Origin of the sequence: Novosphingobium sp. ST904 (genome assembly GCF_001298105.1) — a bacterium.
Taxonomy (GTDB): domain Bacteria; phylum Pseudomonadota; class Alphaproteobacteria; order Sphingomonadales; family Sphingomonadaceae; genus Novosphingobium.
Genome location: NZ_LGJH01000156.1, coordinates 1 through 24621 on the forward strand (window position 1 = coordinate 1; position 24621 = coordinate 24621).

The 24621-nt window shown below is 62.9% G+C and carries 21 protein-coding genes and 3 pseudogenes; 14 read left to right on the top strand and 10 right to left on the bottom strand.

The genetic code is table 11. From position 1 onward, the window contains the following. Positions 1–283 precede the first annotated feature (283 nt). Entirely contained in the window at positions 284–496 is a 213-nt protein-coding gene (locus ADT71_RS19110; RefSeq protein WP_054439376.1) for a hypothetical protein, read from the top strand. 61 nt (positions 497–557) lie between these two features. Here ADT71_RS19110 and ADT71_RS19115 read toward each other — a convergent pair whose 3' ends face one another. Beyond that, positions 558–1064, bottom strand: a complete 507-nt coding sequence (locus ADT71_RS19115; RefSeq protein WP_231636043.1) for a hypothetical protein — start codon at positions 1062–1064, stop codon at positions 558–560. Beyond that, positions 1061–2545, bottom strand: coding sequence for a Fic family protein (locus ADT71_RS19120; protein ID WP_054439378.1), 1485 nt, complete (start codon positions 2543–2545; stop codon positions 1061–1063). Before ADT71_RS19120 ends, ADT71_RS19115 begins: the two co-directional genes overlap by 4 nt. Before the next feature lie 334 nt (positions 2546–2879). On the opposite strand from ADT71_RS19120, the gene ADT71_RS19125 reads away from it, so the two are divergent. Next, the gene (locus tag ADT71_RS19125; protein ID WP_054439381.1) at positions 2880–3254 is read left to right on the top strand and encodes a hypothetical protein; all 375 of its coding nucleotides are present in this window, start codon (positions 2880–2882) and stop codon (positions 3252–3254) included. Positions 3255–3484: 230 nt separating this feature from the next. On the opposite strand, the gene ADT71_RS19130 is transcribed toward ADT71_RS19125, so the two are convergent. From ADT71_RS19130 to ADT71_RS19155, 6 genes are all read right to left on the bottom strand, one after another. Beyond that, the gene (locus ADT71_RS19130; protein ID WP_054439382.1) at positions 3485–4780 is read right to left on the bottom strand and encodes a site-specific integrase; all 1296 of its coding nucleotides are present in this window, start codon (positions 4778–4780) and stop codon (positions 3485–3487) included. Between the two features lie 180 nt (positions 4781–4960). Continuing rightward, positions 4961–5140 carry a hypothetical protein gene (locus ADT71_RS34125; RefSeq protein ID WP_054439384.1) on the bottom strand — a complete coding sequence of 60 codons (180 nt, stop codon included), beginning with the start codon at positions 5138–5140 and terminating at the stop codon, positions 4961–4963. Positions 5141–5303: 163 nt separating this feature from the next. Further along, complete coding sequence (locus ADT71_RS19140; RefSeq protein WP_054439386.1) at positions 5304–8282, bottom strand: TonB-dependent siderophore receptor; 2979 nt, start codon at positions 8280–8282, stop codon at positions 5304–5306. Between the two features lie 225 nt (positions 8283–8507). Next, positions 8508–9929 carry an aldehyde dehydrogenase family protein gene (locus ADT71_RS19145; RefSeq protein WP_054439389.1) on the bottom strand — a complete coding sequence of 474 codons (1422 nt, stop codon included), beginning with the start codon at positions 9927–9929 and terminating at the stop codon, positions 8508–8510. A gap of 95 nt (positions 9930–10024) precedes the next feature. Beyond that, positions 10025–11800 carry a thiamine pyrophosphate-binding protein gene (locus ADT71_RS19150; protein ID WP_054439390.1) on the bottom strand — a complete coding sequence of 592 codons (1776 nt, stop codon included), beginning with the start codon at positions 11798–11800 and terminating at the stop codon, positions 10025–10027. A 141-nt stretch (positions 11801–11941) separates the two neighbouring features. Further along, a complete protein-coding gene (locus tag ADT71_RS19155) occupies positions 11942–13168 on the bottom strand; it encodes a CaiB/BaiF CoA-transferase family protein (RefSeq protein WP_054439392.1) in 1227 nt (408 codons plus the stop codon). A 150-nt stretch (positions 13169–13318) separates the two neighbouring features. Here ADT71_RS19155 and ADT71_RS19160 point away from each other — a divergent pair, with 150 nt between their 5' ends. From ADT71_RS19160 to ADT71_RS19175, 5 genes and pseudogenes are all read left to right on the top strand, one after another. Then, positions 13319–14221: an acyl-CoA dehydrogenase family protein gene (locus tag ADT71_RS19160; protein ID WP_231636044.1), complete on the top strand. Its 903-nt coding sequence runs from the start codon at positions 13319–13321 to the stop codon at positions 14219–14221. Continuing rightward, positions 14134–14484, top strand: a complete 351-nt coding sequence (locus ADT71_RS34130; RefSeq protein WP_231636045.1) for an acyl-CoA dehydrogenase family protein — start codon at positions 14134–14136, stop codon at positions 14482–14484. Before ADT71_RS19160 ends, ADT71_RS34130 begins: the two co-directional genes overlap by 88 nt. Positions 14485–14599: 115 nt before the next feature. Beyond that, positions 14600–15488: pseudogene (locus tag ADT71_RS19165) on the top strand (CoA ester lyase). Between the two features lies 1 nt (position 15489). Next, the gene (locus ADT71_RS19170) at positions 15490–16776 is read left to right on the top strand and encodes an acetyl-CoA hydrolase/transferase family protein (RefSeq protein WP_054439393.1); all 1287 of its coding nucleotides are present in this window, start codon (positions 15490–15492) and stop codon (positions 16774–16776) included. A 1-nt stretch (position 16777) separates the two neighbouring features. Beyond that, a complete protein-coding gene (locus ADT71_RS19175) occupies positions 16778–17545 on the top strand; it encodes an enoyl-CoA hydratase/isomerase family protein (protein ID WP_054439395.1) in 768 nt (255 codons plus the stop codon). Between the two features lie 139 nt (positions 17546–17684). Here the strand turns inward: ADT71_RS19175 and ADT71_RS19180 are convergent, their stop codons facing one another. Next, positions 17685–19193: a YifB family Mg chelatase-like AAA ATPase gene (locus ADT71_RS19180; protein WP_054439397.1), complete on the bottom strand. Its 1509-nt coding sequence runs from the start codon at positions 19191–19193 to the stop codon at positions 17685–17687. A gap of 159 nt (positions 19194–19352) precedes the next feature. Between ADT71_RS19180 and ADT71_RS32305 the strand changes: the two genes are divergently transcribed. The 3 genes and pseudogenes from ADT71_RS32305 (at position 19353) to ADT71_RS35900 (ending at position 21352) form a co-directional block, all read left to right on the top strand. Then, the gene (locus tag ADT71_RS32305; RefSeq protein ID WP_197283082.1) at positions 19353–19616 is read left to right on the top strand and encodes a hypothetical protein; all 264 of its coding nucleotides are present in this window, start codon (positions 19353–19355) and stop codon (positions 19614–19616) included. Between the two features lie 74 nt (positions 19617–19690). Next, the gene (locus tag ADT71_RS32310; protein ID WP_197283083.1) at positions 19691–20086 is read left to right on the top strand and encodes a hypothetical protein; all 396 of its coding nucleotides are present in this window, start codon (positions 19691–19693) and stop codon (positions 20084–20086) included. A 130-nt stretch (positions 20087–20216) separates the two neighbouring features. Then, positions 20217–21352 (top strand): annotated as a pseudogene (locus tag ADT71_RS35900) (acyltransferase family protein). Here ADT71_RS35900 and ADT71_RS19195 read toward each other — a convergent pair. Further along, positions 21349–21588 carry a hypothetical protein gene (locus tag ADT71_RS19195; protein WP_054439401.1) on the bottom strand — a complete coding sequence of 80 codons (240 nt, stop codon included), beginning with the start codon at positions 21586–21588 and terminating at the stop codon, positions 21349–21351. The pseudogene ADT71_RS35900 and the gene ADT71_RS19195 overlap by 4 nt on opposite strands. A gap of 276 nt (positions 21589–21864) precedes the next feature. On the opposite strand from ADT71_RS19195, the pseudogene rpmH reads away from it, so the two are divergent. The 4 genes and pseudogenes from rpmH (at position 21865) to yidC (ending at position 24616) form a co-directional block, all read left to right on the top strand. Next, positions 21865–21998: pseudogene (rpmH, locus tag ADT71_RS32315) on the top strand (50S ribosomal protein L34). A 163-nt stretch (positions 21999–22161) separates the two neighbouring features. Then, positions 22162–22545, top strand: coding sequence for a ribonuclease P protein component (gene rnpA, locus ADT71_RS32320; RefSeq protein ID WP_054439403.1), 384 nt, complete (start codon positions 22162–22164; stop codon positions 22543–22545). Beyond that, on the top strand, positions 22542–22787 hold the full coding sequence (yidD, locus tag ADT71_RS19205; protein ID WP_054439405.1) for a membrane protein insertion efficiency factor YidD: 246 nt from the start codon (positions 22542–22544) through the stop codon (positions 22785–22787). The genes rnpA and yidD overlap by 4 nt, the downstream gene beginning before the upstream one ends. A 59-nt stretch (positions 22788–22846) precedes the next feature. Further along, positions 22847–24616 carry a membrane protein insertase YidC gene (gene yidC, locus ADT71_RS19210; RefSeq protein ID WP_054439407.1) on the top strand — a complete coding sequence of 590 codons (1770 nt, stop codon included), beginning with the start codon at positions 22847–22849 and terminating at the stop codon, positions 24614–24616. Positions 24617–24621: the final 5 nt, after the last annotated feature.

A 24621-nucleotide genomic window follows, 5' to 3' on the forward strand; every position in this document is an offset into this window, starting at 1 on the left:
TGCCCGGCAACTCAACGAACGGCCAAGGAAAACGCTCGAATACCAAACACCCGCAGAGCGCTTTCAAGCCTGTGTTGCCGCCACCCGTTGAACCCACCCTGTAAACCCGACACTCTCGACCTTCTTTATTCGCATCCTTGCAGGGGATTCGCCCCATTACGCCGCAAGCCGTTTCACGGCTTCTCCACTTCGTTTCGACCTCACGGTGCGTCACAGGCGAACGCCCTGCTTCTGTCTGCTTATGAAGGCCGCGATGGTCGCGGTTCAGACAGGGAGAAAAATCATGTCACAATTCATCGCCCCCAACGAGCTGCACGGCATGAACGAACAGGAACTGCGCGCGCTGCGTGGCCGCATCATGGCCGATCTGCGCAGCATGGGTCAGTCGGTCTTTCTCAACCCGCATATCTACGCTTCACTGCAAAATATCGACGCTGCTATCCAGCGTCTGCAACAGCAGCCCAAGCCGCGTGGGCCAAAGCCGCCGGGGTGCTAAGGGCTGCGTTCGTCATCGCAGGCTTTGCCTGCTCGTATAAGATCGACGGCGAAAAGCTAACTCACGAGCTGCCAAACTGCGCCCAGTCGATGCGCAACCTGTTGCCCCGCAGTTTACCCTTCGGAAGAGCCTTGCGGTCAATAAGCTTGCCGCGCACTTCAAAATCGGCGTTGATCTTGACGATCAGCACTTGGCTGAAATTTCGGTCAAGGTTGATTTCGACCGTATCGCAATTCTTGAACGGGGTGATGGTCTTGACCTCGACAAAGTGATTGCCAAGCCGCCCGTCCGATCCCTTGGCGTAGTTGCGGTGCAGTTTGATCCCGTGGGTGATCGCCCCGTAGAGTTCGCCGATGTCGCCATAGACCTGCAAATGGCTACCGGTAAGTTGGTGGTATTCCTCCGCAACGCCGATCAAGGATTCAAAGATCGGCACCAATGACAGGTCGGCATTGGGATAGCGCGCACGCCATTCTTTGTATTGGATTTGCTGGTTAATCTCGTCCCAGCTTATCCATTCGCCGTCATCCCATATCGCGTTGTCCGGCCCCAATCCTTCGCCGGTCACGATAACGCTCCCGCAGGAATCCGCAGCTTGGCGTCCGCCCCCTCGGCAAAAGCGTTGGTTTCATCGAGCATGGTGCGTGCGCGCTCAAAATCACTCCAGTCAATCATGCCGGTGTAGCTTTGAGCAACGTCCAACATACGGATAAGCGGCGCGGTCTGGCCGTTCTTGGAGAAGGCTTTGAGTGCGCCCAGATAGTCGGTGCGATAGGCTGTCGGGATAATGATGCGTTCCTGTCCGCCCGCGACCAGTTCGGCGTTCATCATGATGCGGGCGGTGCGCCCATTGCCATCGGCGAAGGGATGCACCTCGCTGACCAGCATCATCATGAACACGGCACGCTGGAAGGGTTCTTCAAGCGCACGGTAAAATTCAAACCCGCGCTCAAGTGTTCCGTTGACCAGTTCCGGCGCGACGAAAACGGTGCTGCCCGCCTGATTGACCTTGGTTTTGTAGCTGCCGGGGTGTTTGTCCGGCCTTGCCTGCATCAGCGTAGCGTGGCGGCGGCGCAAGAGCGCGTCCAGTTCTTCGGCGTTAGCGGGAAGGATGCTCATGTCCTGCATGTCGGAGACGATGCGGAACGTGCCAAGCACGTCATGGGCATCTTCGGGGCGCTCGGCGGGGATTGCCCCTTCAAAGACGATCTCGCGGGCTTCGCCGACGCTGAACTCGGTGCCCTCGATGAAGTTGGAGAAATAGGCTTCAAAAAAGGCTAGATTGGCAATGGCCGTGCCGGTTTGCGCCGACGCTATGCGCGGCGCGGGAATGGCCTCGCGCAGCGCGCCAAACAGGTTCTCGAACAACACAATGCGGTCGGGGTCAAAGGGCTGACCTGCGGCGCGTGCTCTGCCCACGGCGCTTTCGGTCTTAGCCTCGCGGGTCCCCAGATATGCGCCGATCAGGTCGTTCAATTCGTCAAACTCGGTCTCAAGTCCGAGCGATGGCGCGATGGCGCGCGCATCGTCGCGCAGCTTATTGAGCGCACCTTCGCCCTGGGTGCGCAACAGCGCGTCAAGGCGTTGCTCTAATTCTTCGCGGGTTAGGGTGCGGGGAACACGCCCACCCCGCGCGCGCGAAGTGCGCATATTTTCAAGGTAGGCGCGCGGGGTTGAGGCCAGCAACGCGCCGCCTGCAAATGGCTTGTCGCTGTCGATGGCGGCTGCCCCCTTGCGCGGTCTAAGGGTCAATCCGGGGAGCGCGGTTTCGGAGCCTTTTTCCGAGATGAGAAAAACCGATCCGTCTGCGGCGGGCTTGTTCTCAAGCGCGGTGCGATCTGTAATCAGCGCATCGGGGTAGTAGCTGGTGATGAGGTGATACCAGTTCCGGCGGACAAGCCGTTCGGGATCTTCGGTGAGATTGCGGGTATAGAGGCGCGAGCCGATTTTGCGCAGCTCTCCGCGCCCCACGGCGGCATAGACGGCATCGGAGATGGCGGTATGCGAGACGAATACCTCGGGACAAGTGGCGGGGGAAAATTCGGACATTAAGCGCGCCTTTCGATACCAGTTTACCGAATTTTTCCAGTTTAAGAAAGATAAATTCCGAAAAAGTTGCCATTAAGTATCAGGTGGCCGGGCAGAAGCGGTGGGATAAGCTACCCTCCAATCGCGAAAATTCCGAATTTATATGAGATAATATGGTGAATTGACGAAAATATCAGACTTAAGGGGCATTCGCCGCACATGATGCGGCGAATAAGACCGCTATTCGCCGCATGGCTCGCTCGCCCCTCAGGGGGCGGCGCAGCAACTCGCAACCAAATTATCCGGCTTTCATGTTCCAATAGAGAAAGGAACAGCTCGGTCGGGGTGTCAGCGGATGGATCAATGGGTTCCCGCTACGGACTTCATAGCTGCGGATGTCGTCCGTTGGACAGAGGGCATCTATGATCGACGCAGGCGCGGCAAGGCGCTGCGTATCGGGGAGAGGCTTATTGCCGCCGAGGTCATCGAGCGCGGCAAGGATGGCTGGGTCAAACTCTTAGTGCGCGCCTGCACCATTACCAAAGACGAATATGCCGGACGGCCTATCATCCTGCTCAAGGCAGGTGAAAGCATCAAGCGCGGAGAGAAAACAATCCTGCGGGGAAAGCCGCAGCGCCTGTTGTGGAACGATGAAACCGCACGGACTGCGGTGGCCAATGGAAGCTCACGCGGCTCGCGGTATATCAGCAAAGAAGATGATAAGAGCTGACGCATGGACATCCTTCGGATGGTGCAGCTTGCAAGTGCTGCCCTCAAGATTGCCAGCGGCAACGGGCAGGAAGAAGGCGGCACGGGGGCCGTGTCGAACTCGACACAGCTTGATTCCCCAAACCGCCAGCCGGTTCACAATCGAGAAGCGCCAGCGGCGCATTGTGAATCCGGCAGAACGCAAGGCTTGAAGCATCGGCAACCGGACCCGGTTGCTGGCTCGATGCCCGCCTAGCGTTTGGGTCGCGACGGCTTATCCGTCTGCTTGGCCTTGATGGACTCAACAGCTTTCGCCTTAGCTTCCAGCTTGTCGATCTCCTCGTTCATTTCATTGTGCATGGCGTCCCATCCGCCAATGCCCATCAACACGCGGTCGGCGTGCTTGATGGTGTTCACATGCCCATAGTGCTGTTCGATCATTTTGACTGATGTGCCCATCTGCTGGGCGAGGATATAAACATCGACACCTGCGGACAGTCGCAGGGTGGCGTAGGTATGACGGAAACAATAGGTCGTGCGGGGAATGCCGCTCGGCCCCTCTCGAAGGTCGGTATATTTTAGCAGTTCTTCGACAGTATCACGGTAGAGCCATTTGGCGGGTTTGCCGTTGATGATCGTGAATACGTGATCGTCCTGTTTGGTCGCCTTGGACAACTCCCGCACGCGATCAAGATATTTTCCGACGCTGATTGGAGCGATCAGTTTGCGGGTTTTGCCTTTACCCTGAACATAGAGGACAAGAATTTCCTGCCCGTCCTTGTCCTTGGCAGTTGTGATGTCCCGCCAGCGCAGGTTCTTCGCCTCGGGCGGGCGCATCCCTGTGTTGCACATGATGAGAATGAAATTGTAGCAAATCTGGCGATACCAGACGCCCTGCGGCGTGGTCGCCTCCTTCATCCATTTGCGCCCCTTCGTGTGCAGCTTGCGGTATTCCTCAAGCGTGAACTCGTCGCGGCGGTTGGATTTCAGCTTTGGCATACCTTCAAAGCGGTGGTGCGCGGGCACATACCGCTTGCTGATAGCGAAATTCATAATCGCAGCGAAAATGGTCATCTCAATACGGATGGTTGAATCGCTGATGACGCCTTTGCGACGGCCTTCGCCGTTTTCCCGTCGCCACAGCGGATAGTCGGCCCAGCGCTCCTGCGTCACCAGATGAATCTGTGTGCTGCCGACATAAGCCTTGAGCGGGCCGTCGATCTTGCTTCTGATATTTCGTGAGCGGGCTTTGCTGACTTCGCCTGCGTTGGCGCGGCGCTGCTGGGCGTCGGCATATTCCTCCGCCACCTGTGAAAAGGGACGGTTGAATACCGGAACGTCGTGTTTCACCCGAAAACGGATATCGGCATATTCGTCCAGCGCCCGGTCGCGCGCTGCCTGCCTGTCTGCTGTGCGGAGCGAAATTGTCTTATATCTGTCCTCGTTCTGGATTCTGACGCGGCAATAGTAGTTGTCGTGCCCGACATCGCCGCGCCGGAAGATAATGAGGCCCGGCTTGACCTGCTCTTTATCGAGGATGAAACTCATTTCCCTGCTTCCTACTGTGCAGAAACTGTGCAGAATAGCAGGGTAAGTGATTGATTCCCCGTGCCTGTGCAGGTTCTGTGTAGGCTATTATAACAAAAAATAGTGAACAATTGTAGTGGTTTATTGTAATACCTTCACCCGCTCCATCTCCCATCGCCGGACCATCCCCTCCCGCTCCGATCAGGCGCGTCTTTCCGTGAGCGTGTGCTGGGCGACGAGAATTTGGGTCTGGTCGGAATCGACTGGATGATGCCTGCTGTGTAGAGCGAGAACGCCGCAGCCGATCATGATCCACAGCGCTGCATCCAGGACGAGGATCAGTTTAAGGTTCAATCTGCGAATGTGCGCGCGAGGTTTCATTCGAAATCCAGTGTCGTGCCGCCTCGCTTGCCTTTCGGGCCAATAGGCCGGCGGCGATGAATGCGGGCTGACGCGCAAGGCACGGCGACTGGCCGAGAGGGCAATGAAAAGGGCGGGATCTTGCGACCCCGCCCTTCATTTTTCCGCACGGATGTGCGGGCTATCAGTTCGCTCCGCCGAAGAGATCGGCCAACTGAACCTTCGCACCCATGAAGAAGTAGCGACCGACCGCGCTGATCGGCGTGTTCAGGGATCCGATCGCCGGCTTCTGGTTGAACAGGTTGTTCACGCCGCCATAGATCGTGAACTGCTTGCCCACATCGTAGGAGAAGCTCACGTCATGCGAGAAGCGCTCCTTGAGCTTCAGATATTCCGGGGCAACGATGTCCGGGTTGCTGGCCACGGTCTGGCGATCGTAGCGGTACATCTTGGACATGTAGTTGATCTGCCAGTCGAGGCTGAACGGACCCTTTGCCCAGGTCAGATCGGTGGTGATCTGGAACTTGGGAGCGATGTTGGCGGCGACATAGGCGTCGTTCACCTTGTCAGCGCCCGGGATCGGCACCGAGGTGAGGCGGTGCAGGTAGTTCCCGACGACGCGCGTGCCGAAAGTGCCAAGCTGGTCGGTGGGAATGGTGTAGTTCACCTGGAAGTCCAGCCCGGCAGTGCGGATATTCGCGACGTTCAGCGGTCCGACCAGGAAGCTGATGATGTTGCCGGGATCGGCGATCCCGTTGGTACCATTCTGGCGCGTGATCGCATCGCAGTATTGGTTGTCGAGCGTGGCCTGATCGACGCACAGTTCGGCAACGGTCTGCGGATCGACAGTGCGGATCGCGTTCTTGATGCGGATGTCATACCAGTCCGCCGTGATCGTCAGGCGCGGCACGAATGAGGGCTGCAGCACGATGCCGGCGGTCCAGGTCTTGGCGGTTTCTTCCCGAAGGTTGGGGTTGCCGCCCTGGAAGCCGGAGATGTTCGAGCTGCGGGTGTCGTCGTAATTCGAGGGATTCGCGACGCCAAGCGACGACAGCAGCGTCTGACAGTTGTCGACACGATACTGCGTCCCATTCTGCAGGAAGTCGGAGCCGCAGGGATCGTCGATGAATTCGAAGGTCTGGGACTGCTGGCTGAAGAGTTCGCTGATGTTCGGCGCGCGAACTGCGGTCGAGTAGGTGCCGCGAATAGTCACGTCACGGACAGGAGCCCATTCACCACCGACCTTCCAGGCATTGGTCGAGCCGATGCTGGAGTAATCCGAATAGCGGAATGCGCCGTTGACGCCGAGGCGCTTGGCAAACGGCATGTCGGCCAGGATCGGCACGTCGACTTCGGCAAAGGCTTCCCAGACGTCGAACGAACCCTTGGTGTTGCCCAGCGAGTTGGTGAACGTCAGGCCCTGCGCTGCCAGTTCGTCGGCAACGAAGCTGCTCTTTTCCTTGCGATATTCGCCGCCGATGGCGAAGCCGATGGCGCCGCCGGGAAGTTCGAAGAGACCCTTGGTATTGCCGGTGATCGCGCCGCTGACGACGTGCTGCGTCAGCTTGGTACGGTCGACGGTGTCGGCCATGATCCAATCCAGCGCCGCCCGGTTTCCGGCCGCATTTTCACCGAACAGGTTCAGCGGGAGGCAATCGCCGGGAGCGAACGTCGTCGGCGGAATTTCGCTGCGGGTGTAGTTGGAGGGCTGGTTGGGCGTCCAGGTGGGATCGACGTTCACCCGGCAGGTCACGCCGCCATTGCCATCGCTCACCGCATCGATCGCCGCATAGTAGCGATCGGTGATCATGTTGTTGGTATAGTGCGATTTGATCTTCGACTGACCATAGACGTAGGACAGGTCGTACGACAGGTTCGAACTGATATCGCCGCGCGCACCAATCACGCCGCGCAGGGTTTCGCGGGTGATGTCCTCGCCGCGACGGCCGAAGTCGAAGTTGTCGCGGTTGACGAGAACGCCGCCGTTCTCGGGGTCCATGAACGGACGCACCGCAGCCGGGATATAGGGGTTGTCCTCGGGGATGAGGAGGTAATAGTCGAACGTCGGCTGACCGACCGAGTAGGAACGCGTGCGGGCGTACTTGCCTTCGGCATAGAGCTTGAACGCGTCGCTGAAGTCGAAGTGGGCGACTGCGCTGACGATGTCGCGCTTGATCTCGGGCAGGAGATCGTTGCCGTAGTCGGAAACGAGCGTGCCCGAACCACCCTGCTGGAAGTAGAGCGGGACATAGGAGCCAGGATCGTAGGGCAGACCCTGCGAGCCGTAGAAGTCCGGAATGCCATCGAAGTCGACGTCGATACCACCTTCGCGCGAGGTGTCGTTGTAACGGACGTTGCGCAGCGGAATATAGTCGGGAATACCGTCGTTGTTGTTGCCGCCGGTTTCGGTGTCGTCGGGGTTCAGATAGAAGCCGACACGGTTTTCACCGTCGAGATATTTGCGCGAATGGACGCTGAGGCGGTCTTCCTCGCCGTGCTCCCAGGCAACGGCGAAATTGCCGCGGCCCCCTGCGAAGTTGTGACCGGCGGTGAGGGCGATGAGGCGCTGGCCGGCGTCGCCCTTTTCCGAAAGGCCGGTCTGGACGCGGGCGTTGAAGCCTTCGAAGTCCTTCTTCTGGATGAAGTTCACGACGCCCGAGACGCCGTCGGCACCGTAGATGGCCGAGGCGCCGCCGGTTAGGACTTCGACACGTTCGATCAGGTCGGTGGGGATCGTGTTGATGTCGACCGACTGCGTGCCGTCGACCGAGGCGACTTGGCGGCGACCATCGATAAGAACGAGCGTACGCTGGGTGCCGAGATTGCGAAGGTCCAGCAGGTTGAGGCCGGTGGCGCCGATACCCGCACGATCGCCGGCATTCTGGTAAGAGCCCTGCGAGCCCTGGAGCGCGGGAATCGTTTTCAGATAATCGGTGAGGTTGGTCGTGCCGGAGTCGGTGATGTCCTTCGATGTCACCACGGTCACGGGATTGGGGGCATCGAGCTCGGGGCGAGCGATGCGCGAGCCGGTGACGATGATGGCTTCACCGGGGCCTTCATCGGCGGCTTGCGAGGAGTCCTGCGCCATGGCGTGCTGCGGCAGGAGGAGGGCCAAGGCCGGAATGGCAGCCATGCCGAGGAGCTTGTCCTTGCGATTTTTCATTTTTGCGTTCCTTCGATTTCCCTGGGCGGCTCTGCCTGCCGCTCTACGAGGGCCCGCCGGACATTGCCCGGGCGAAGGTAGGTAATCGTGGCTATACGCCGAGGAACTGCAATCGAAATGTTGCTGAAGCAGAAATATACATGTTACGCGTTGTAACATTGCAACAATTTAATGGCCGATGTGGTAGATCCTGATCGACGGAAAATACCACACCGGCCGTCACGTTCAGGCCGGGTTCCAGCCCACAACCGACTTTACTTCGAGATATTCGGCGAAGCCGTGCTCGCCCCATTCGCGGCCGTTGCCGGAGCGCTTGTAGCCGCCGAAGGGTGCGTGGAAGTCGAAACCGCCGTTGACCCAGATCGCACCCGTGCGCATCCGGCGCGAGACGGCGCGGGCGGTGTCGAGGTCTTCGCCCGAGACATAGCCGCCCAGGCCGAAGCTGGAATCGTTGGCGATCGCCACCGCATGATCCACATCGTCGTAGCCGATGATGACGAGGACGGGGCCGAAGATTTCCTCCCGCGCGATCACCATGTCATTGGTGCCGACGAACACGGTGGGCTTGACGTAGTAGCCCTTGTCGAGCCCATCCGGCTTGCCGGGGCCGCCGGCGATGAGCTTGGCGCCTTCCTCGATGCCCTTCTCGATATAGCCCTGGATGATCTCGTACTGGCTCTTCGAGACGACCGGGCCCATCGCGAAATTGCCCTTGGGATCGCCCACGGTCACGCCGTTCGCAGCCTCGGTAGCGGCGGCGATGGCGTCATCCATGCGCGCGTTGGGCACCAAAAGACGCGAGCCGGCCGAGCAGGTCTGGCCGGAATTGCCCATCATGCCGCCGGTGGCGGCGGCGACATTGGCGGCGAGCGAGGCATCGTCGAGCACGATCCAGGCGCTCTTGCCGCCCAGTTCAAGGCCGACGCGCTTGACGGTATCGGCCGCGTCCTTCTGGATCTGTACGCCCACCGGCTCGGAGCCGGTGAAGGAGATCATGTCCACGTCCTCATGGGTGGAAAGTGCGGTGCCGATCTCGCTGCCCTTGCCCTGCACCATGTTGAAAACGCCGGCCGGGACGCCCGCGTCGTGCAGGATTTCGGCAAGGATCTGGGCGGAGTACGGCGCGAGTTGCGGCGGCTTGAGGATCATCGTGCAACCGGCGGCAAGTGCCGGGAAGATCTTCACGCAGGTCTGGTTCATCGGCCAGTTCCACGGCGTGATCATGCCGCAGACGCCGATCGGCTCCTTGCGGATCAGCGTGACGCCGCGCTGTTCCTCGAACTTGAACTCGTTCAGCACCTCGATCGCTGTGGAGAGGTGGCCCTTGCCCAGCAGCGTGTGGAAACCGCAGGCGAGCGACATCGGGGCGCCCATTTCTTCGCTGACGGCCTCGCCCAGCTCGGCTTCGCGCTTCAGGTATTCGGCCAGGATTGCTTCGAGCAGGTCGAGGCGTTCCTTCGCGCTGGTCTCACCGAACGTGGCGAAGGCGCGGCGCGCGGCGGCGACGGCCTTGTCGACATCGGCGGCGGTGCCGAGCGAGATCGTGCCGGAAACTTCCTCGGTCGCCGGGTTGACGACTTGTGCGGTGCGCGGCGCGATGGGATCGACCCACCGACCGTCGATATAGAACTGGGTGTAATTGCGCATCGTTCTCTCCCGTTCCCAAGCCAAAACCGCCCCGCTCTCGGGTTGAGAGGGGGCGGTTTCGCTCAGGTCTGCATGTGTTTTCCGGCGTTTCGGAATTACTGCGTGCCCTCAGCGTACCAGGTGCGGAATTCCGAATAGTTCGGCATTTCCTCCGAGTTCGCGGCCGGGTCGATCGGTACGTGGATCACGGTGCAACCGCCACGCTCGTAAGCGCGCTGGATGGCTGGGCCGATGTCCGCCGCCTTCTCGACATATTCGCCCGCCGCGCCGAAGCCTTCGGCGATCTTGTCGAAGCGGACCTTGTCGGACCAGTGCACGCCGGTTTCCTTGGTGCCCTTGCCGAAGGTGCGCTTGTAGACGCCCACTTCGAGGCCCCACTGGAAGTCGACGCCGACCACGATCACCAGCGGCAGGTTCTTGCGCACGGCGACTTCGAGTTCGCCGACGTGGAACAGGAACGAAGAGTCCGAGGTGAGCAGCATGCCCGGGCGGACCTTGCCGGTTTCGGCCTGGTCGGCGAGCATGGCGCCGGTGGCATAGGGCAGGCCGGTGCCGATGTGGCCGTAGTTCTGGTTCCAGATCACGTCATGCGGCTTGGCCTGCGAGTAGGTCCACTGGAAGATCACCGTGGCGCCGCCGTCGCGGATCAGGATGCCGTCCTTCGGGAACGCTTTGGTCGCTTCGGTGACGAACTGGCTGGTGTGCATCTTCGCGGTCGAGCCGTCGGGCTTCGTCGCGGCTTCTTCTGCCAGTTCGACAAGCTGATCGACATCGCGCTGGATATATTCGGCCAGCGACGGTGCAGCCTTGCGCGGAGTGTCCTTCAGCGCGCGGACGAGCTGCGGCACCACGGCGCGGACGTCGCCCACCAGCGGCACGTCGATCGGGCGGTTGACGCCGATCGCGGTCGGGTCCTGCTGGACATAGATCCACTTGCGATTGGCTTCGTTGTCCACCCAGTGGCGCCAGCGGCCGTAGTGGCTCGGTTCGCCCAGTTCGGTGGCGAGCGCCACGCAGCAGTCGCTTTCGACAACGGCGTCGATCGAGGCTTCCGAGAAGCCGTAGGGGAAAGTGCGATCCTCGATCCCGTCGATGAACGAGGTGCCGCCCGAGGTCTGGATCACCGGGCACTGCATCAGTTCGGCCAGTTCCTTGACCGAAGCGCCTGCCTTGGCGGTGTAGACGCCGTGGCCGACCAGAAGCACCGGGTTCTTGGCATTGCGGATGATCTCGGCCGCTTCGGCGATGCGGTCACCATCGGCGCCCTGCATGGTCAGGCGGTAGCGATGCGGTGGCAGCACTGGCGGCAGGTCGAGTTCTTCGAGAATGACGTGCGCGGGATATTCGATATAGGCCGGCCCCGGCGTGCCCGACATGGCGACGCGGATCGCCTCGCGGATGATTTCGTCGGTCTGGTCGGCATATTCGATGGAGCTGGAGAACTTCACCGAATCCTCGATCATCGGCTCCTGACGGACGAACTGGATACGGCCGCGACGCACGCGGCGCTCGGTGATGCGGGCGCGCTGGCCGCCCATGAAGATCACCGGATCGTTCTCTACCTTGGCGCACTGCACGGCCGGCATCATGTTCGCCATGCCCGGCCCGAGCGTGCCGATGCAGAGTGCCGGCTTGCCGGTGATGCGGGCAGCGGCGGCGGCCATGTGGCCGGCAGATGCTTCGTGGTGCGGCGAAACGACGGTCCAGCCGCGCGATTCCGCTTCCAGGAACAAGTGGACGAAGTTGGGATCGGGAATGCCGAACAGGGTCTTGATGCCCTCAGCCTCGAACAGGTCGAGAATGCGCTTGTAAACCGGGGTGCCCTTGCGCGCCGAAACGGGCGCTTCAGCCTGGGGTTGGTCGTCGTACATCGTCTTGCCTTCCTCTCGATCCGTTTTCTTCGCGCTATCTCGCGAGGGAAATCAGGTTGCCGGTCACTCTCCCAAGGCACGGCCTGAACAGGTGGTTAGCCCAAGCCTCGGGACGCTGTCAGTTGAAATCAACAGTACTGTTTACTTCGAATCGACTGCTATCGCCCCGGCGACGCTGGGCGCCTCCGGGGCCAGTTCCTTGAGCACCGCTTCGTTATCCTGCCCCAGCGCGGGCGCTGGGCCGCGCACCTTGCCGGGCGTCGCGGAAAACCACGTGGGCACGCCGGGAAAGCGCACCGGGCCTTGCGGCGTCTCGACCTCTTCGAAGAAGCCGATGGCGTTCAGGTGCGCGTTGTCGAAAAGCGCGTCGGTGGAGCGCAGCGGCGCGCAGGGGATGTGGAGCGCCTCCAGCGTCTCCAGCCATTCCTGCGTGGTGCGGGTAAGGAAAGTCTCGCCCAGCAGACCGTAGACGCGTCCGATCTGTTTCGCGCGTTTGGCCAGAGTCGAGAATTCCTCGCTCGCCCAGGGCGGGTTCACGGCCGCCATGAAAGCGTCCCAGTGCTTGTCGTTATAGACGAGCGCGGCGACGTGGCCGTCCCTGGTGCGATAGGGGCGGCGGTTGGGCTCGACCGCGCGGTGATAGTGCGCGGGCGTGGTGGGCGGCGAGAACATCGCGCCGTTGGCATGCTCCACAAGCATGAACGAGGTCATCGCCTCGAACATGGTGACTTCGACTTCCTGACCCTCTCCGGCGCCTCTGCCCCCGGTGCGCTCGCGGTGGAACAGTGCCATCATCGTCGCATAAAGCGCGTGAAGGCCCGCCACCTTGTCGGCCATGATCGTGGCGACATAGCCAGGTTCGCCGTTCATCAGACCCTGCACATGGGGAATGCCGCACTCGGCCTGGATGGTGTCGTCGTAAGCGGGCCGGTCGCCTTCAGGCCCGCGCCGCGAATAGCCGTAACAATTGGTGTAGATGATGTCCGGGCGGATCGCGCGTACCGCTTCGTAATCGAAGCCGAGCTTGGCGATCGCGCTGCCGCGCATCGAGTGGATGAATACGTCCGCCGTGGCGATCAGGCGGCGCAGAGTCTCGCGATCCGTTTCGGTCCGCAAGTCGAGCATCAGGCCGCGCTTGCCGCGATTCACGTTGACGTAGATGCCGCCCATGCCGGGCACCGGGCCTTCGGTAATCCAGCGGGTGTTGTCGCCGGCGGGCGGCTCGATCTTGATGACCTCCGCGCCCATGTCCGCCATGATCTGCGTGGCATAGGGCCCGAAGACGACGCTGGTGAGATCGACCACGCGGATGCCCGCCAAGGGGCCGAGAGGCGGTTCTTCGCCCTGTATTCCCGTCTCTCCCGCCATCGTGCTCTCCTTCTCTCCTCCCTCCCGTAGCGCACCGCCGGAGCGAAAACCATTCGTATTTGCGTTTGATGGACGCATATCGGCACGATGATGGTTGTCTGGTTCGAGCGGCGCTGATAGTCCGGAAGTCAAGAAGGAAGAGGAAAGCCGATGGATTTCGCACTCACCGAAGACCAGCAGAATATCCGCGAAGCAGTGCTCAGGCACTGTTCGCAGTTCTCTGACGAGTACTGGCTGGAAAAGGATCGCAGCGGCGAATTCCCTTACGAGTTCCACAAGTCGATGGCCGATGCCGGCTGGCTGGGTGTCGCCATGCCCGAAAGCGTGGGCGGCGCGGGGCTGGGCATTACCGAAGCGGCGGTGATGATGCAGGCGGTGGCGGAAAGCGGCGGCGGCATGACCGCCGCCTCGGCGATCCACGGCCCCGTCTTCGGCCTCGAACCGGTTATACTTTTCGGCACCGAGGAACAGCAGCAGCGCATGATTCCGCCGATCCTTTCGGGCGAGGAGAAGATGTGCTTCGCGGTTACCGAGCCGAACACCGGGCTCGACACCACCAGCCTCAAGACCCGCGCCGAGCGTGTGCCGGGCGGCTACCGCGTCACCGGTGAGAAGATCTGGATCACCAACGCCCACGTCGCCGACCGCATGCTGCTGATCGCGCGCACCACGCCGCTGGAAGAGGTCAAGAAGAAGACCGACGGCCTGACCCTGTTCTATTGCAAGCTTGACCGAGAGAAGATCGAGACGCGCCTCATCCCCAAGATGGGCCGCCACGCGGTGGGCTCGAACATGATGTTCATCACCGATTTCTTCATTCCCGAGGAAGATCGCATCGGCGAGGAGGGGCAGGGCTTCCGCATCCTCCTCAAGGGCCTCAACCCTGAACGCGTGCTGCTGGGCGCCGAGGCCACCGGCCTTGGCCGTGTCGCTATCGACGCGCTTCGCGTTATGCCCGCGAGCGCGTGGTATTCGGGCGTCCCATCGGCCAGAATCAGGGGATTCAGCATCCACTGGCCAAGGCGTGGATGCAGGTGGAGGCGGCCAGCCTGATGGTGTTCAAGGCCGCGACCCTGTTCGACAAGGGGCTGGATTGCGGCGTCGAGGCGAACAGCGCCAAGTACCTCGCCGCCGAGGCCGGTTACGAGGCATGCCAGACCGCGATGATGAGCATGGGCGGCATGGGCTATGCGCAGGAATATCACGTCGAGCGCTACTTCCGCGAAGTCATGATCCCGCGCATCGCCCCGGTCAGCCCGCACCAGATCATGAACTTCATCGCCGAGAGGGTTTTGGAACTGCCCAAGAGTTATTGAGGCAAGCCCACTTGAGAACGCCCGTCATCCCAGCGAAAGCTGGGAGCGTAATCGGCAGCGCGGGGCATGGCCGCCCGCGATCCCGGCTTTCGCCGGGATGACGACTGGAGAGAACATGCCCGTAACCCACGAACCTATCGCCGCTCGCTCCTGGCTCTTCGCGCCGGGCGACAGCGAGAAGAAGATGACCAAGGCGATGGAGGGCGAGGCAGATATCGTCCTGATCGACCTGGAAGACGCTGTCGCGCCCGATGCCAAGGCCGCGCGCGGGTGATGGTGCATGACTTCATCGCCGCCAACCCCGGGCAGCGCGGCCGCCTCTGGGTGCGTGTGAACCCGCTGGACGGCACGCACACGCTGGCGGACCTCGTGGCGGTCATGCCTGCGCGTCCCGGCGGGATCATGCTGCCCAAGGTCTACGGGCGGCAGGATGTGGAGACGCTGGACCGCTATCTCGAAGCGCTGGAAGTGGCCAACGGCATCGAACAGGGATCGACCCCGGTAATCGTGCTGATCACCGAAACGGCCGAGGCGATGTTCCACACCGGCGACTACAAGGGCGCACCGCGCGTGGTGGCGCTGACCTGGGGCGCTGAAGACCTCGCCGATTCCATCGGGGCATCGTCCAACCGCAATGCGGACGGATCGTATTCCTTTACCTACGAACTGGCCCGTAGCCTGACCGTGCTGGGCGCGGCGACCGCGGGCGCACCGCGATCGAGACGATCAGCGCCGACTTCAAGGATCTGGAAGCGCTCAAGGCTCGCGCCGAGAAGGTCCGCCGCGACGGCTATCGCGGGATGATGGCGATCCACCCGGCACAGGTACCCGTGATCAACGAGGCATTCACCCCCACCGAGGCCGAGATCGCCGAGGCGCAGGAAATCGTCGATGTGTTCGCCGCCAATCCGGGTGTCGGCGCCATCGGCTGGAAGGGCGGAATGCTCGACCGCCCCTACCTCGCCCGTGCGCAGCGGCTTCTGCGGCAGGCAGGGAAGCTGTAGGATGACGCTTCGGCTTGCCGCATCCCAGCTCGACCTTTCGCGGTTCCTGAAACCGGGCGACCGTATCGTGTTCGGCCAGGCCTGCGGTGAGCCTACCACGCTGGTGCAGGCGCTGATCGAACAGGGGGAGGCCATCGGCGGCCTCCACGCCTTCATCGCCACCAGCTTCTCCGGCCTGTTCACCCCCGAAAGCGCGCGCGCCTTCCGCCTCTCCAGCATGGGCGCGATCGGCGCGCTGCGGAGCATGACCAAGGCAGGCCCCGATGGCAGGGGCGCCCTCGACGTCATCCCCGTCCACGTCAGCCAGGTCGCCTGCCTGATCGAGGCGGGAATCATGCCCTGCGACGTGGCGATGATCCAGGTCAGCCTCGCCGATGGGCAAGGCAATCACAGCTGCGGCCTGATCTCCGACTACGTGCGCGCGGCGGTGGACAAGGCGCGCCTCGTGATCGCCGAAGTCAACGAGCAGGTGCCTTACGTTCCGGGCGAGACGATCCCCGGCGCGTTGATCGACGTGGCCGTCCACGTCAGTCGTGCGCCCGTGGAAGTCGCCCCCGCGAAGATCGGCCCCACCGACGAAGCCATCGCCCGCCACTGCGCCGAATTCATCGGTGACGGCGCGGTGCTGCAGACGGGCGTGGGCGCGGTGCCGGACGCGATCCTGCGCCTGCTGCACGACCGCCGCGACCTTGGCGTTCATTCGGGCATGCTGGGAGATGGCCTTGTCGACCTTGCCGAAGCCGGCGTGCTGACCAATGCCCGCAAGGAGATCGACCGGGGCGTCTCGATCAACGGCGCACTGATCGGAACGCGGCGGCTCTATGACTGGGCTGCGCACAATCCGGCGATCCGCATGGCCCCCAGCAGCTATACCCACGGGGTGAAGCCGATCATCCAGCTTACCCGGCTGGTGACGATTAACTCCGCGCTGGAAGTGGACATCACCGGGCAGGTCAATGCCGAGCAATCGGGCGCGACCTATCTCGGTGGAACCGGCGGGCAGGTCGATTTCGTGCGCGCCGGATCGCGCGTGCCGGGCGGCGCCTCGCTGATCGTGCTGGCCTCCACCGCGAAGGGCGGCACGCTGAGCAAGATCGTCCCCGCCCTCTCTGGCCCCGTCACCACCGCACGGACCGAGGTTGACGTCATCGTCACCGAATACGGCGCGGCGCAGCTCAAGGGCCAGACCCTGGCCGAACGCGCGAAGCGGCTGGTCGCCATCGCCCATCCCGACTTCCGCGAAGACCTGTCGCGCACCGCCCACGAGATCGAGAAAAGGGGCTTCTAACATGACTCAAGCAGTCCTCTACGATGTCCATGATGACGGTATCGCGGTCATCACCATCAACCGCCCCGAACAGCGCAATTGCCTAAGCCGCGAAGTGCGCGAGGGGCTGCGAGAGGCGTGGGCGAGGTTCGAGGCCGATCCCTCCGCCCGCATCGCCGTGCTCACCGGCAGCGGCGACAAGGCTTTCTGCGCTGGCGGCGACCTGAAGGAGATGGTTGAAACCGGCATGGCGGTGCCGCCGCGCGATCTTTACGCGCTGCCTTACGACACCATCGAACTGACCAAGCCGACCATTGCCGCTGTCAATGGCCATGCCTTCGCGGGCGGCTGGATGATCGCGCAGGCCTGTGATCTGTGCGTCGCCGGCACGAACGCGAAGTTCGCGATTACCGAGGTGAAGGTCGGACGCGGCAGCCCCTGGGCCTCGCCGCTGATCCACATGATCCCCCAGCGGATCATGATGGAGATCATGCTGACCGGAAAGCCCATCACTGCCCAGCGCGCTTACGAGATCGGCCTCGTCAACCGCCTTGCCGAACCGGGCACGGTACTGGATGCCGCCATCGAACTGGCGCGGGAGGTGCTCGAAGGCGCGCCGCTGTCGGTAAAGGCTGCGCGCGAGACGGTCATGCTGGCGACCGAGATGGGCCGCTCCGCTGCCTTGCAAGCCGCCCGCGCAGCGCACGAGCAGACCTATAATTCCCGCGATGCGCAGGAAGGCCCGCGCGCCTTCGCGGAAAAGCGCAAGCCGGTCTGGCAGGGGCGCTGAATCAGGGTGCTGGGGCCGTGATGGCGCACATCCTTGCGGAGAATTCCCGCACCGGGGCGGCGCGAGCTTAGGTTATCGCCGAGGGTGCGACGATCATCGCGGTGTTGCGCAGCCAGATCGCCGGAACCCATCGATCATGCTAGCCGGCGGGAGGGCGCCTCCGGTAGCTCAGCGCCTCCGCCACATGAACACGTTGAACCTCAGTTGCACTGTCGAGGTCGGCGATGGTTCGCGCCACTCGCAGAATGCGCGTGTAGCCTCGCGCGGAAAGACGCATGGCCTCGGCGGCCTGCATCAGCAGCTTGCGGCCCGGTTCGTCCGGCGTGGCATGGGTTTCGAGAAACGCGCCGTCGAGTTCGGCATTGGTGCGGAGCCCGGTGCCTTCGAGCCGCGCGGTCTGGACGGCGCGGGCGCGGGCCACGCGCGCGGCCACTTCGGCGCTGCCTTCCTTCGGCGGAGGCAGGGCGAGATCCACCGCGCGCACCGGGTCGACTTCGACATGGAGGTCGATACGGTCCAGCAGCGGACCGGAGACCTTGCTCTGGTAGTCGGCGGCGCATTTGGGCACGCGTGAACAGGCCAGCGATGGATCGCTGAGGTAGCCGCAGCGGCAGGGGTTCATGGCGGCGATGAGCTGGACCCGGGCCGGGTAGGTTACGTGGGCGTTGGCACGCGCGACGGTAACCTCGCCGGTTTCGAGCGGCTGGCGAAGCGAATCCAGCACCGCGCGCTGAAATTCTGGTAGTTCGTCGAGGAACAGCACCCCCAGGTGTGCCATCGATACCTCGCCGGGCCGGACCTTGAGGCCGCCGCCGGTCAAGGCCGCCATCGATGCGGAGTGGTGCGGCGAGCGGAACGGGCGGGCACGGCTGATCCGCCCTTCTTCCAGCATACCGGCGACCGAGGCGATCATCGAGACTTCCAGTGCCTCGGGTGCTGTCAGTTCGGGGAGGATGCCGGGCAGACACGAGGCGAGCAGTGACTTGCCCGCGCCGGGAGGGCCGCTCATGAGCAGGTTGTGAGAGCCGGCAGCGGCGATTTCCAGTGCGCGGCGGGCGACCTCCTGCCCTTTTACCTGCCTGAGATCGGGGCCGCGCACGGGGGGCTCGGCACGCCCGGGTTCGGGCGGCGGCAGCACCTGCGTTCCCTTCAGGTGATTGAGCAGGCTGATGAGGTTCGGCGTGGCCACGACGTGCACTCCGCTTGCCCAGCTCGCCTCGCTGCCCTGCGCGGCGGGGCAGATCAGGCCGAGGTCCCGCTCGCTGGCGTGGAGCGCGGCGAGCAATACGCCGGGTGAGGGGATCACGCGGCCATCGAGTGCGAGTTCGCCGACCGCGACGAAGTCCGTCAGTTGCTCGCTGTCGACGATGCCCATGGCGGCCAGCAGGGCCAGCGCGATAGGCAGGTCGTAATGCGAGCCTTCCTTCGGCAAATCGGCGGGCGAAAGATTGATCGTTATGCGCTTGGGCGGCAATGCGAGGCCCATCGCGGTCAACGCGGCGCTTACGCGCTGGCGACTTTCGCCCACTGCCTTGTCCGGTAGTCCAACCAAGGCGAACCCGGGCATTCCCGGTGCTACCTGACATTGAACTTCGACCGCGCGAGCCTCAAGTCCGAGGTACGCGACGGTCGAAACGAGTGCGACCAATGGAAGGGGCCCTTAGCGTTATTCCTGTTCCCCCCATTCATGACCTTGCATGACTGTCCTGTCGACCATGGATCGGCCCGTAATTCATGACTTACAGCGTTTTAACCTAATTCCTCACGACTTGCGTAAGTACCTCGCCGTCATTCATTCCGGATGCGCTTGCTGGCCGTAATCCTTGCCCTGGCTTCCGTGATTCCCGCCACTCCCCTGCTGGCTCAGGAAGCGGCAACGATTTCCTACGAACAGGTTGAAACCGGAGCGGACGCATTCGTCACGGGTGGTGAGCGTCTGGTCCAGCCGGGCGGCAACGATGTGGAAATCGGCGAGTCCCAGTTCTGGCAGGTGGGCCGGCCCCGATTCCTGCCGGCATTGCGGCATATGGCCCGTTCCGTGTCATCGACGGCAGGCACGTCGCGCTTATAGATGCCACCGATTCTCGCAGCCCCCAACAGTTCGCCGCACTTCTGCGCGATTATCCGGCCATCTCCGAAATCGAGATGATCGAATGCCCCGGAACCGAGGACGATCTCGCCAACCTGAGGCTCGGAAGGATGATTCGGGAGCGGGGGATCGCCACGCATGTCCCGACGGGCGGGTCGGTCCGTTCGGGCGGAGTCGAGCTCTTCCTGGCCGGTGTACAGCGCTATGCCGATCCGGGCTCCGAGTTCGCGGTTCACTCGTGGATCGACGATTCTGGCCGGGAGGCGGGGGACTATGCCGCCGATGCGCCGGAAAACCGGCGCTACCTCGACTATTACCGGCAGATGGGCATGAGCATGGGCGAGGCTCAGGCGTTCTACGCGATGACCAATGCAGTGCCTTTCGAATCCGCCCACTGGTTCGGCGCCGAGGAGATGGGCCGCTGGATCAGGCTGGACCACGTCGAGAGCTGACGCCGCGCGCAGGCTTTCGGGCGATGCAACGATAATGGACCTGCTTCCCTTTGAGGAAGAGGCGAAGTTCACAGCATGATCGGGCCGATTTCGCGGGCGGGGAGGCGAGCGCGGTGGCCGGATCGATCTTATGAGTATTGTCGGCAGGGTTGTGCCGGGCACACGAAACCCGGTGTCCACGAACCGGCCGCAGGACACGCTGGCCGGTCTTCAGGTCGCCAGGGCGCTGGCAGCGCTTGCCGTGACGGTGCACCATGCACTGGAAATGTCCAACGGCGTGGCCGGCTCGTTCAGTCCGGACTGGCTGACGACCGGCGGCGCGGGCGGAGTCGACGTGTTCTTCGTCATCAGCGGCTTCATCATGGCTCATACGAGCTTCCAGACAGGCAAGGCGATACCTTCCCCGCTGGACTTCCTGCAAAGGCGCGCAACCCGCATCTATCCGCTTTACTGGCTGGTTTGCCTGGCGATGCTTTCGCTCATGGCCATGGGTTTCTTCCAGAAGCAATTCCTGACCGGCGGCGATATCGCCATGGCTCTGGCCCTGCTGCCCGGCGGGCGCCGATCATCGGCGTGGCCTGGACGCTTGTCTATGAAGTCTATTTCTACCTGGTCTTCGCCGCCTGCCTGTCCCTGCGTTCCCGCAGGTTGGCGTTGTTCGGAACGGGCGGCCTCATCGTGGTGTTCTGGGGCGTGGGGCATGCCCTGCCGATCGGTCCGCTGCGAGCGTTCCTAACGGACCCGATTCCCCTCGAGTTCCTGTTCGGCCTCGGGCTCGCCCGATTCCATGCGGCGATCCGGTGGCAGGGATGGGCCGCACCGGCAATCCTCGTCTGTGCGGGATTCGCGCTCATGCATTCCGCGCCGCTGTTCGTATCGCACGCGACGACGCACGGATTGCAGGGACTGCCGCGAGTCCTGGCCTGGGGCGGGGCGGGGCTGGCGATCGTCACCGGCTTTCTTGCCTTGCGGAATGTGAAAGGGGGGCTTGGTCAGGCTCTCCTGACGATGGGGAACGCATCTTATGCGCTCTACCTTACGCATACTTTCGTGCTGATGGGATATGGCCTGGCTCTCCGCCGTGAGGCGCTGGCGGCTATCCCGCAATATCTCCTCGTCCCGCCGGTGGTCCTGCTGGCATGCCTGTTCGGCGTGGCGAGTCATTTCGCCTTGGAGCGTCCGTTGTTGGAAACGGCCCGGCGGCTGCCCAGGTTCGGCACGCTGGGGAAAGCAGCCCGATGTTCCGAATCGGAAGTGGCTACCTAGTCGAACAGAGAGCCAAGCCAGCCTTTGCGCCGGGGCGGCTGAGTGCCGCTGACCTGAAGCAGGTGATTGGCGAGTACCGCGGCCTGGCTTCGCGTCATGAGGATTCGCGAATGTTCGGGGTCTTCGTGCGATTCCCAGCCGGATTTTTCGAAGGTCTGCAATTCCAGCAGGATGTTCGGGCCGAGGTTGCGTGACGACCATCCTACGAGTGCGCCGATTCGGTCTTCCTGTGCCATCGTTCTGCTCCTGCCTCTTTCGGCCTCTCCCGGGCCTTGATCCTAGCATGTCCCCCCGGCTTGTCGTGCTCGACGCGGGATTGGCGGGCATGGCCATCGGTAGTATCGTCCAAGTAGATCGCCGCAGACATCTTCCTGGCAGGGCCCGAAAGCGCCTTTGCCTTGACTCTCCTGGCACGCTCCAGTAACGGCGCCCTTCTGTTTTGTGGTCATCCATCACTGGGTGGCCTTTTGTTCAGGTCCTTCGGGACCGTAACTGGAATTTCGAGGACCGTCATGAAGCGCACTTTCCAGCCCAGCCGCCTTGTTCGCGCCCGCCGTCACGGCTTCCGCGCCCGCACGGCGACCGCCGGCGCCGCAAGGTGCTTCGTGCGCGCCGCGCTCGCGGCCGTTCGAAGCTTTCGGCCTAAGTCTTTCAGCCTCACGGCTGGATGCGGCACGCCCGTGTCGCCATCCGAGTTCCCGTACCTTTCGGGGATTCGGATGGCGGCACGGGCGCCGCCGTTTGCAAATCAGCGCTTTTTTCAGCGCGTAGTTTGTGATCGTCGATCGCCGACCCTATCTGTGACCGCGATGACCAGCGCCTACTCCACGATGACCAGGCGGGCCGACTTTGTTGCGGCCAATGCAGGCCTGCGAGTCGCTCGGCCGGGCTTCGTGCTTCTTGCCAAGCCGAATGGCGGGCAGGGTATGCGGGCGGGTATCACCGTCACCAAGAAGATCGGCAATGCCGTCGTGCGCAACCGCATGAAGCGGCGTTTCCGGGCGCTGCTTCGCGAGATGTTGCCCGAACATGGCCTTGCCGACACTGACCATGTACTGATCGGCCGCGACAACGGCGTGGAGCGCGATTTTTCGTTGCTTCGCGAGGAACTGCTTGCTGCATTGACGCGGGCCGAAGCCGGCAAGGGCGATCCGCCTCGCCGCAAGGGCGGACCTCGCAGGGGCAAGCGGTGAAGCGCACTCTGGCCTTCCTCTTTTCCCTGCCGGGACTCGTGCTGATTTTTATCGCACGCGCCTGGCAGCTCGGCCCTTCCCGCGTCATGCCGCCGACCTGCCGCTATGCGCCGTCATGCTCGCAGTATGCGATCGAGGCCGTGGGCAAGCATGGTGCGATTAAGGGTGGCTGGCTGGCGTTCAAGCGTCTATTGCGCTGCCAACCGTGGGGTGGGCACGGCTACGATCCCGTCCCCGACTGAATGAAATCGAGGCAGCCACAGGCGCTGCCGCCGACGCGAATACGACAGGAAAAGCCTTCGTGGATAAGCAGCGCAACATCATCCTGGCGGTCGTCCTGACCGCGCTCGTGCTCTTCGGCTGGCAGGCCGGGGTCGGGTATTTCTACCCGCAGGCGAACAAGCCCCAGCCGGTCGAGCAGGCCACTCCGACCGCGGGCAGCACCGGCAAGCCGACCCGCGAAGGCGGCCTCACCGATTCGGGCGAAGTCGCGCTGGAGCAGCAGGACCTCAAGACCGCGCTGACCGGCGGCAACCGCGTGCCGATCGCGGCGCCCGGCCTGTCGGGTTCGATCAATCTCAACGGCGGCGTTGTCGATGACCTGGTCATCAACCGTCACCGGGAAACGGTGAAGAAGGATTCGGGCCCCGTCCGCATCTATTCCCCCGCCGGCACTCCCGCGCAGCAGTTTGCGCGTTTCGGCTGGGTTGGGCAGGGCGTGAAGGCGCCGGGTCTCGACACTCCGATCGTGTGGACGGCGCCTGCCGGCGCACGGCTGACGCCGGCCACGCCCGTAACCCTGACCTGGGATAACGGTGCGGGCCAGCTCTTCACGCTGACGTACAGGATCGACGACAACTATCTCATCACCGTCGATCAGGCGGTGGCGAACAAAGGCCCGGCGCCTGTTACGCTTCAGGCCTTTGGCGTCGTCAACCGCACTGACCGTACGGCCAGCCTCGATACCTGGAACGTCCATTCCGGCCCGATCGGCGCGTTCGACGGCTCCGTGACGTTCGGCACCAATTACAAGGATGTCGTCAGCGCCGGCAATATCGACCAGGCGGGCAAGGCCGACTGGCTCGGCTTCACCGACGTCTACTGGATGTCGGCACTCGCCCCGGTCAACACCGCCGCAAAGGGCACTTTCCGCTCGCTCGGCAACCAGATTTTCCGCGCCGACCTCGTCTACGACCAGAAGATCGTCCAGCCCGGCCAGCGCCTGGCGGTGACGACCAAGCTCTTCGCGGGCGCCAAGGAGCACAATGTGCTCGACGCCTATGAAAAGGCGGGGATCCCCAACTTCGGCCTGTCGATCGACTGGGGCTGGTTCCGCTGGTTCGAGAAGCCGATCTTCTGGCTGCTCACCTCGCTGTTCAAGCTTGTCGGCAACTTTGGCGTCGCCATCATCCTGCTGACCGCCATCGTGCGCGGCATCATGTTCCCGGTCGCCCAGCGCGGCTTCGCCTCGATGGCCGCGATGCGCGCGATCCAGCCGAAGATGAAGGCGATCCAGGAGCGCTACAAGGACGACAAGCAGAAGCAGCAGCTTGAGATCATGGCGCTCTACAAGCAGGAGAAGGTGAACCCGCTCGCCGGCTGCCTGCCGATGTTCCTCCAGATCCCGGTGTTCTTCGCGCTCTACAAGACGCTGATCCTCGCGATCGAGATGCGCCACCAGCCCTTCGTGTTCTGGATCAAGGACCTTTCGGCGCCCGATCCGCTCCACATCCTCAACCTGTTCGGCCTGCTGCCGTTCGATCCGCCGAGCTACCTGGCGATCGGCGTGCTCGCCCTGCTGCTCGGCGTGACGATGTACCTGCAGTTCAAGCTGAACCCGGCCCAGATGGACCCGGCGCAGCAGCAGGTCTTCGCGCTCATGCCCTGGTTCATGATGTTCGTGATGGCGCCGTTCGCCTCGGGCCTGCTGGTCTACTGGATTACCTCGAACCTGCTGACCATCGCCCAGCAGAAGTTCCTTTACAGCCGCCATCCGCAGCTCAAGGCGATGGCCGAGAAGGAAGCGCAGGACAAGGCGCGCGCCTCAGAGCGCGGCAAGAGCAAGGCCTGAGACAC

Coding starts and splice junctions, on each gene's coding strand:
- ADT71_RS19160 (WP_231636044.1), top strand. CDS start 13,319: ATGGATTTCGCACTCACCGAAGACCAGCAGAATATCCGCGAAGCAGTG.
- ADT71_RS19195 (WP_054439401.1), bottom strand. CDS start 21,588: ATGGCACAGGAAGACCGAATCGGCGCACTCGTAGGATGGTCGTCACGC.
- ADT71_RS19120 (WP_054439378.1), bottom strand. CDS start 2,545: ATGTCCGAATTTTCCCCCGCCACTTGTCCCGAGGTATTCGTCTCGCAT.
- ADT71_RS34125 (WP_054439384.1), bottom strand. CDS start 5,140: ATGAAACCTCGCGCGCACATTCGCAGATTGAACCTTAAACTGATCCTC.
- ADT71_RS19130 (WP_054439382.1), bottom strand. CDS start 4,780: ATGAGTTTCATCCTCGATAAAGAGCAGGTCAAGCCGGGCCTCATTATC.
- rnpA (WP_054439403.1), top strand. CDS start 22,162: ATGACCAGCGCCTACTCCACGATGACCAGGCGGGCCGACTTTGTTGCG.
- ADT71_RS19155 (WP_054439392.1), bottom strand. CDS start 13,168: ATGGCGGGAGAGACGGGAATACAGGGCGAAGAACCGCCTCTCGGCCCC.
- ADT71_RS19150 (WP_054439390.1), bottom strand. CDS start 11,800: ATGTACGACGACCAACCCCAGGCTGAAGCGCCCGTTTCGGCGCGCAAG.
- ADT71_RS32310 (WP_197283083.1), top strand. CDS start 19,691: ATGATCGAATGCCCCGGAACCGAGGACGATCTCGCCAACCTGAGGCTC.
- ADT71_RS19110 (WP_054439376.1), top strand. CDS start 284: ATGTCACAATTCATCGCCCCCAACGAGCTGCACGGCATGAACGAACAG.
- ADT71_RS19145 (WP_054439389.1), bottom strand. CDS start 9,929: ATGCGCAATTACACCCAGTTCTATATCGACGGTCGGTGGGTCGATCCC.
- ADT71_RS19140 (WP_054439386.1), bottom strand. CDS start 8,282: ATGAAAAATCGCAAGGACAAGCTCCTCGGCATGGCTGCCATTCCGGCC.
- ADT71_RS19170 (WP_054439393.1), top strand. CDS start 15,490: ATGACGCTTCGGCTTGCCGCATCCCAGCTCGACCTTTCGCGGTTCCTG.
- ADT71_RS19175 (WP_054439395.1), top strand. CDS start 16,778: ATGACTCAAGCAGTCCTCTACGATGTCCATGATGACGGTATCGCGGTC.
- ADT71_RS19125 (WP_054439381.1), top strand. CDS start 2,880: ATGGATCAATGGGTTCCCGCTACGGACTTCATAGCTGCGGATGTCGTC.